Source organism: Mesorhizobium sp. M7A.F.Ca.CA.002.05.1.1, assembly GCF_003998335.1.
GTDB lineage: Bacteria > Pseudomonadota > Alphaproteobacteria > Rhizobiales > Rhizobiaceae > Mesorhizobium.
The window spans coordinates 1-7,698 of the sequence record NZ_RZQI01000215.1 but is presented as its reverse complement, the minus strand read 5'-3'; the positions used below and the strand labels follow the sequence as shown (position 1 = coordinate 7,698).

Annotated in this window: 8 protein-coding genes and 1 pseudogene; 5 read left to right on the top strand and 4 right to left on the bottom strand. The window is 63.8% G+C overall.

Annotated features, from left to right (window positions below):
• The 4 genes from EN939_RS13450 to EN939_RS13435 all read right to left on the bottom strand — a co-directional run.
• Positions 1–274, bottom strand: a 274-nt coding sequence (locus EN939_RS13450) for an ATP-grasp domain-containing protein (protein WP_335930791.1), incomplete at its 3' end; no start/stop codon positions are given.
• 43 nt (positions 275–317) lie between these two features.
• Positions 318–1,286, bottom strand: coding sequence for a malate dehydrogenase (gene mdh / locus EN939_RS13445; RefSeq protein WP_013528846.1), 969 nt, complete (start codon positions 1,284–1,286; stop codon positions 318–320).
• Positions 1,287–1,681: 395 nt separating this feature from the next.
• Positions 1,682–2,881 carry a cell division protein ZapE gene (zapE, locus tag EN939_RS13440; protein WP_127268404.1) on the bottom strand — a complete coding sequence of 400 codons (1,200 nt, stop codon included), beginning with the start codon at positions 2,879–2,881 and terminating at the stop codon, positions 1,682–1,684.
• Between the two features lie 53 nt (positions 2,882–2,934).
• Positions 2,935–3,474, bottom strand: coding sequence for a protease inhibitor Inh/omp19 family protein (locus EN939_RS13435; protein ID WP_127268403.1), 540 nt, complete (start codon positions 3,472–3,474; stop codon positions 2,935–2,937).
• Positions 3,475–3,736: 262 nt separating this feature from the next.
• On the opposite strand from EN939_RS13435, the gene EN939_RS13430 reads away from it, so the two are divergent.
• The 5 genes and pseudogenes from EN939_RS13430 to EN939_RS13410 form a co-directional block, all read left to right on the top strand.
• Entirely contained in the window at positions 3,737–4,756 is a 1,020-nt protein-coding gene (locus EN939_RS13430) for an MBL fold metallo-hydrolase (RefSeq protein ID WP_127268402.1), read from the top strand.
• An 83-nt stretch (positions 4,757–4,839) separates the two neighbouring features.
• A complete protein-coding gene (locus EN939_RS13425; RefSeq protein WP_013528842.1) occupies positions 4,840–5,001 on the top strand; it encodes a DUF1328 family protein in 162 nt (53 codons plus the stop codon).
• A gap of 94 nt (positions 5,002–5,095) precedes the next feature.
• Positions 5,096–5,980, top strand: a complete 885-nt coding sequence (gene dapF / locus EN939_RS13420) for a diaminopimelate epimerase (RefSeq protein WP_127268401.1) — start codon at positions 5,096–5,098, stop codon at positions 5,978–5,980.
• Entirely contained in the window at positions 5,980–7,293 is a 1,314-nt protein-coding gene (gene mtaB, locus EN939_RS13415; protein ID WP_127268400.1) for a tRNA (N(6)-L-threonylcarbamoyladenosine(37)-C(2))-methylthiotransferase MtaB, read from the top strand. The genes dapF and mtaB overlap by 1 nt, the downstream gene beginning before the upstream one ends.
• A gap of 11 nt (positions 7,294–7,304) precedes the next feature.
• Positions 7,305–7,698: pseudogene (locus tag EN939_RS13410) on the top strand (signal recognition particle-docking protein FtsY); the annotation flags it as partial.

The following is a 7,698-nucleotide window of genomic DNA, read 5'->3' as shown; positions in this document are numbered from 1 at the left end:
CCAGTGTGTTGCCCAGCATCTCGTTGGCGTTGGCGACGACGTCGGCCACCGATTTCGCCAGCCGCACGCCGCCCTTGGCGTCCGGGCCGAGTTCGGTGAATTTGCCCTTGCCGCGGCCGCCGGCATGGATCTGGCTCTTCACCACATAAAGCGGGCCCGGCAGCGCCTTGGCGGCGGCTTCCGCTTCGCTCGCCTTGAACACCGGCACGCCTTCGGCCACGGGCGCGCCAAAGCTCTTCAGCAGCGCCTTGCCCTGATACTCATGGATGTTCATCTGGAAGGTCTCCGGATCGACTGGGGGTTCACTTGCTGGAGATTCATTTGGAGGCGAGTTGCGGCGCGATCTTGACGCAGGCCTCGGTCAGACCCTGCACCGTCGCCACCGAGGAGTCGAACATCTTCTGCTCGCTCTTGTTGAGCTCGATCTCGATGATACGCTCGACGCCGCCGGCGCCGATCACCACGGGAACGCCGACATAGGTGTTCTTGACGCCATACTGGCCGGAGAGATACGCCGCGCAGGGCAGCACGCGCTTCTTGTCCTTGAGATAGGCTTCGGCCATCGAGATCGCCGAAGCGGCCGGCGCGTAATAGGCCGAACCGGTCTTGAGCAGGCCGACGATCTCGGCGCCGCCGTCGCGGGTGCGCTGCACGATCTGGTCGAGCTTTTCCTTCGAGGTCCAGCCCATCTTGATGAGATCGGGCAGCGGAATGCCCGATACCGTCGAATAGCGGATCATCGGCACCATGGAATCGCCGTGGCCGCCGAGCACGAACGCGGTGACGTCCTCGACCGAGACCTTGAATTCCTCCGCCAGGAAATAGCGGAAGCGCGCGCTGTCGAGCACGCCGGCCATGCCGACGACATGGCTGTTGGGCAGTCCTGAGAACTTCTGCAGCGCCCAGACCATGGCGTCGAGCGGGTTTGTGATGCAGATGACGAAGGCCTTCGGCGCATACTTCTTCAGCCCGGCGCCCACCTGTTCCATGACCTTGAGATTGATGCCCAAAAGGTCGTCGCGGCTCATGCCGGGCTTGCGCGGCACGCCGGCGGTGACGATGCAGACATCGGCGCCTTCGATGCCGGCATAGTCGTTGATGCCGGTGAGCCTGGAGTCGAAGCCATCGACCGGCGACGACTGCGCGATATCGAGCCCCTTGCCCTGCGGGATACCTTCGGCAATATCGAACAGCACCACGTCGCCGAGGTCCTTGAGGCCGATCATGTGAGCGAGCGTGCCGCCGATCATGCCAGAGCCGATAAGCGCTATCTTGTTGCGTGCCATGTGAGGATGTTTTCCCTTTGTCGGTGACGACGTCTCAAATCTCTGGTGACTTGATGGCGGCGTCGAAGAAGAGGCCGGAATGCTGCGGGGAACCGCGAATTTTCGCCGCACCCAATAGCCCCGGCACGGAAAAAATTCAAACGATTATTTTGGTGTCAGTATTTTCAATCGGTTAGATCACTTGGGATTTACGTAAACGTCAAAGTTTGTAAGCCGACTTTGGAAGAAATAACCGATGAAGACGGAAATCGTAAGGCCGAATGCGGGCGATGACACCCTTGTGATGCGGGTAACCGAGGAGGTTCGAGTTGTAGACGTCGGCGGGACAGCGCCCCCCCTCTGTCCTGCCGAGGGAGGGGACACGAAGGATTGCTACCGACGGATTCTCTGGAAATTCAGGCCTGCGCCTGCTGTGCCCCTGGCGCCGGCTTCCCCTTCTGCCGCGCCGCCCAATCCTCCAGCCAGTCGCGGCTTTGCATCTCGATCAGCCGCGATGCGGTGCGCTCGAACTCGAAGACTTCGACGCCGCGCTTGGCTGCATAAAGCGCTTGCGGCGGCGCATCGGCGCTCATCACCAGCCGCACATGATGGTCGTAGAGCGTGTCGATCAGAAGGATGAAGCGCTTGGCCTCGTTGCGCTTGCCTTCGCCGAGCACCGGGACATGGTCGATAAAAATGGTTGAGAAGCGACCGGCGATCGCCAGGAAATCGCGCGCGCCAAGCGGCTTTTCGCAGAGATCGGCAAAGGAGAACCGCGCCGCATCGCCCGCCGCGCGCGGCACGATCACCTGCCGTCCTTTGAGGGCAATCGATGTCTCGGCGGTCGGCGCGCCCCGCGTCATGGCTTGCCAGGCCTCGTCGAGTAGCTGGTCCGCCGCCGCATCGGCCGGCGTGACATAGACCGGTGTCCGGGCGAGCTTTTCCAGCCGGTAGTCTTTGTCGGCATCGAGCGCCAGCACCTGTGTGTGCCGCTCCAGTATGCCGATAAAGGGCAGGAAAAGCTGGCGGTTCAGCCCGTCGCTGTAGAGGTTTTCCGGCGCCACATTCGAGGTGGCGACCAGCACCACGCCGCTGGCAAACAGCGCCGAAAACAACCTGGACAGGATCATCGCGTCGGCAATGTCGGTGACCGAGAACTCGTCGAAGCACAGCACCCAGGCTTGCTCGGCAAGGGCCTTGGCCACCGGCGGGATCGGATCGTCTTCCCTGACGTCGCCATTCTTGCGCGCCTGCCGGTGCTTCTGGATACGGTCCTGCACGTCGGCCATGAAGTCGTTGAAGTGGACGCGGCGCTTGCGCCGCACCGGCAGCAAGTCGAAGAACATGTCCATCAGCATGGTCTTGCCGCGACCGACGCCGCCATGGATGTAGAGGCCTTTGACGGCCTCATCCGTCTCGCGCTTGCGGGCGAACAGCCAGCCCAGCGCGCTCGACTTATGCGCCAGCCGCTTGGCCGAAATCTCATCGGTCAGCCGGTCGAGTGCCGCAACGATCCGTTCCTGCGCCGGATCGCGGTCGATCGTACCGGTTTCCACCAGATGGTCGTAGCGCTGCCTGACGGTCGCATGGGTCTGGAGGCCGTCACGCAGATGCATCGGTCACGTCGTTCTGGAGCAATTCCGGGAACCGGAATTGCGTAAAACAAAAACTATCTCGTAAGCGAAATCGGCTGGCCGTTGGAAGTCTGGCCGTCGAATTCCGAGCCGCCCGAGGAATAGAGCCGCGCCAGCGCACCGCCGCTCTCGTCATAGAGCGTCAGCTGTTTGCCGGCGACGTTCCACGACTTGATGCCGTCCATCGGCGCCGGGCAATGCAGCGGCCCGGCGCGGAAGCCGGCGCCGAATTTGGTCTGCGGTGTCGCCACCTTGCAGCTCTGGCCCGCAACGCTGGCGTTCCAGACACCGGCGACGCTGGCGGCGGTCACGTCCGAAGCGCCGGCCGGCGCCGAGCCGTCCGAAGGCAGCGCGGCGACCTGGGTGTTCGCCGGCGCGGTCGGGAATTGCGAAGGGTCGGTGGTGCCGGGCGATGCCGGCGGCGGCAGTTGGTTCGCCGTCACCTTGCCGGCGGGCGCGGCCTCCAGCGGTGCCGGCTGCTGGTCATCCATCGAGGAAAAACGTGAGGTCGAACAGCCACTCGCAACGAGCGCCGCCAGCGATACGGCCACCAGACCGGTTTTCGAAAAAGTCATTCCAACCTCCGTCGGATCCGGCTGGGGGGAAGCCGTCCGCACAATCTCACCCCCACCAAGATGGAGAAGGTGGCGAAATTTCAACCCGATATGGTTAAAATACAGTTTGCAGCAAGAATTGTTGCAAATTTATCGCAATCGCGACGGCTGACCGTTTGTCGCGCGTCGCTTGGGAATTCCGGTCAACACTTCGTCGGTGGACGCTTGCGCGAACCGCCTTAGCGCCTATGTCTGGAAAACGAAACCCTGCTGGAGCCGCAAATTGGCCGCGAGAAAGACTGCCGCCAATCGCTATTACAGCGGCCCGCCCAGCGACCATTTCGACGGCGCATTGTTCTTCAATCCCGACGGCCGGCCACCCGGCCGTTTCGCCGACCTGCTGAAATGGCAGTTGAATGGCCAGCGCTCGAAATGGCCGGCGAGCGATGCAAGCCCCTTTCCGCAGGCGAAACCGACGGCTCGGGTCGAGGGCGCCGCGCTGGAAGTGACCATGGTTGGTCATTCCACCTTGCTGGTCCAGACGGCCGGTCTGAACATTCTTACCGATCCGGTGTGGTCGCTGCGCGCGTCGCCGCTTTCCTTCGCCGGACCAAAACGCATCAATGCGCCAGGCATCGCCTTTGCCGACCTGCCGCCGATCGACCTCGTGCTGGTCAGCCACAACCATTACGACCATCTCGACCTCGCCACGTTGAAGCGGCTGAAGGCCGGCCACGACCCGCTGGTGCTCACTCCGCTCGGGAACGACGCCATCATCGAAGCCGCCGTGCCCGGCATGCGACTGTCGGCGCATGACTGGGGCGACAGGGTCGGGATCGGCGATGGCGCCGCCGTCCATGTCGAGCCGGTGCATCACTGGTCGGCGCGTGGCGCCCGCGACCGGCGCATGGCGCTGTGGGCCGGCTTCGTCGTCGAAACGCCTGACAGCAAGCTCTATTTCGCCGGCGATACCGGCTTTCACAATGGCATCAACTACCGGCTGATGGCTGAGAAACATGGCGGTTTCCGCTTCGCCATCCTGCCGATCGGCGCCTATGAGCCGCGCTGGTTCATGGCGCCGCAGCACCAGAATCCGGAGGAGGCGGTGCAAGGCATGACGCTGTGCAATGCCGCCCATGCCGCCGGCTGTCATTGGGGCACCTTCCAGCTCACCGACGAGCCGATCGACGAGCCTGCGCGCAAATTGACCGAGGCGCTTGACGATCAAGGCATCCCGCGCGAGCGCTTTCGCGCCTTGCGGCCGGGCGAGGTCTGGGATGTGCCGGAGCACATAGCGCCCTGATCCGCATCGGTTTCGACGGAACCCCAGCGCGGCAACCGCGTTTTCAAGTGGTTGAAAAATCTGTCGGTTTGCGAGGCATTGCCATGCTCAAATGGATCATCATTCTCCTGATCGTCGCCGCCGCAGCCAGCCTGCTCGGCATGCCGGCGCTGGCAGGTGCCGCCGCCACCGGCGCGCGGATCCTTATCGGCATCGTTCTGATCATCTTCCTGCTGGTGGTGCTGGGCATTTTCGCCGTCACGTGAGTCCGGCGCTTTCGCCGTGACCAAGCGGCTGCGCACTGGTAATTCCTGCCCGTTTCCGCCATATAGCGCCAAACGGACACGGATTTCCGGAGCAATGGCCAGCACTGCCCCTTTCGCCAAGATGAACGGCATCGGCAACGAGATCATCGTTGCCGATATGCGCGGCCGTGCCGATCGAGTGACGGGGGCGGCGGCGATTGCGCTGAACGCCGATGCCGCGACCAGCTTCGACCAGATCATGGCGATCCACGACGCAAGGACGCCGGGCACCGCCTTTTTCATCGACATATTGAATTCCGACGGAACTGGCGCGCAGGCCTGCGGCAATGGCATGCGCTGCGTCGTCCAGGCGCTCGCCGCCGAGACCGGCCAGAAGATCTTCACCTTCGAAACCGTGGCGGGCATCCTCAATGCGCGCGAACATGCCGACGGCTCGATCTCGGTCGATATGGGCACGCCACGCTTCGGCTGGCAGGATATCCCGCTGGCCGAGGAATTCCGCGACACCCGCATGATCGAGCTGCAGATCGGCCCGATCGACGCGCCGGTGCTGCATTCCCCCTCGGTCGTCTCGACGGGCAATCCGCACGCCATCTTCTGGGTCGACAATGACGTCTGGTCCTATGAGCTCGACCGCTTCGGCCCGCTGCTCGAGAACCATCCGATGTTCCCCGAGCGCGCCAACATCACCATCGCTCAGGTTACTTCGCCCGAAACCATGATCATCCGCACCTGGGAGCGCGGCGCCGGACTGACCAAGGCCTGCGGCTCGGCCGCCTGCGCGGCCGTGGTGGCCGCGGCCCGCACCAACCGGACCGGCCGCAGCGTTAGCCTGTTGACGCCAGGCGGCGGTACGCTGCATGTCGAATGGCGCGACGATGACCATGTGGTGCTGACCGGCGCCGCCGAATGGGAATTTTCCGGCAGCTTCGACCCGTCGAACGGGACATGGGCCCGCGACACCGAAAGCGCGGCCTGATGTCCGCTCTGCCCAAGAGCCCGGTGTCCAAGGGCATCGATGTCGTCACCTTCGGCTGCCGGCTCAACACCTATGAATCGCAGGTGATGCGCCGCGAGGCTGAAAGTGCCGGTCTGGGCGCGCTGGAAGGCGGCGCTTTGATCTTCAACACCTGCGCCGTGACAGGCGAAGCAGTGCGCCAGGCCAAGCAGGCGATCCGCAAGGCCCGCCGCGACAACCCACGGGCACGCATCATCGTCACCGGCTGCGCCGCGCAGACCGAGCCTGAAAAATTCGCCGCCATGGACGAGGTCGATCTCGTGCTTGGCAATGAAGAGAAGCTGAACGCCAATTCCTATCGCGCGCTGCCGGATTTCGGCGTCAACGACACCGAGAAGGCGCGCGTCAACGATATCTTTTCGGTGCGTGAGACCGCAGGCCACATGGTCGACGCCATCGAGGGCCGGGCGCGCGCCTTCGTCCAGGTGCAGAATGGCTGCGACCACCGCTGCACCTTCTGCATCATTCCCTACGGCCGCGGCAATTCGCGCTCGGTGCCGATGGGCGCCGTGGTCGAGCAGGTCAAGCGGCTCGCCGGCAACGGCTATGCCGAGATCGTGCTGACCGGCGTCGACATGACATCATTCGGCGCCGATCTGCCGGGGGCGCCGAAGCTCGGCAAACTGGTGAAAACAATCCTGAAACAGGTGCCCGACGTGAAGCGGCTGCGGCTGTCGTCGATCGATTCGATCGAAGCTGACGACGATTTGCTCGATGCCATCGCCACCGAGCCCAGGCTGATGCCGCATCTGCATCTGTCGCTGCAATCGGGCGACGACATGATCCTGAAGCGGATGAAGCGAAGGCACCTACGCGATCAGTCGATCCGCTTCTGCGAGGATGTGCGCAAGCTGCGCCCCGGTATCGTCTTTGGCGCCGACATCATCGCCGGCTTCCCGACCGAGACCGACGAAATGTTCGAGAACTCGGAAAAAATTGTCGAGGAGTGTGGCCTGACCCATCTCCACGTCTTCCCCTTCAGCCCACGCGAAGGCACGCCCGCCGCGCGCATGCCGCAGCTCCGCCGCGAGGTCGTCAAGCAGCGCGCCGCCCGGCTGCGTGCCGCCGGTGAAGCTGCCTATTTCAGGCATCTGTCGTCGCTCACCGGAACGCGCCAGTCGATCCTGATCGAGCGCGACGGCCTTGGCCGCACCGAGGGTTTTACGCTTGCCGCACTCGGCACGGGCGCACCGGGTGAGATCGTCGAGGCTGAGATATCAGGCCACGATGGTAGCAGGCTGATCGCGGCGCCCCTTGCCGCCCGCGCCGCCTGAGAACGCAAAGCATGGCTGGTTTTTTCAAGAAGATATTTTCGTTCGGCAAGAAAGAGGTTGTCGAGGAGCGGATCGACGAGACCGCCCCGCTGCCGCCGATCAAATGGGAAGCACTCGATGCGCTGAAGCCGGCGGCCGAACAGGTCGTTCCGGAGTTCTTGAAGCGCGACGAGCCGCTGCCCGAGGCGGAAACGACGCCGGCGCCGGTAGTCGAGCCGGAGGTAATTCCTGCGCCGCAACCGGCGCCTGTCGAGGAACCGGCGCCCGAGCCGGAGCCAACCATCCCGCCAGTACCGGAGCCGGCTGTTCCCTCAGAGCCAGAACCTCTGCCGGAGCCCGAGCCGGAAGAAGAACCAGCGCCCGAGACGCCAGCCGAGCCGCCGGCGCCCGAGGAGATACCAACAC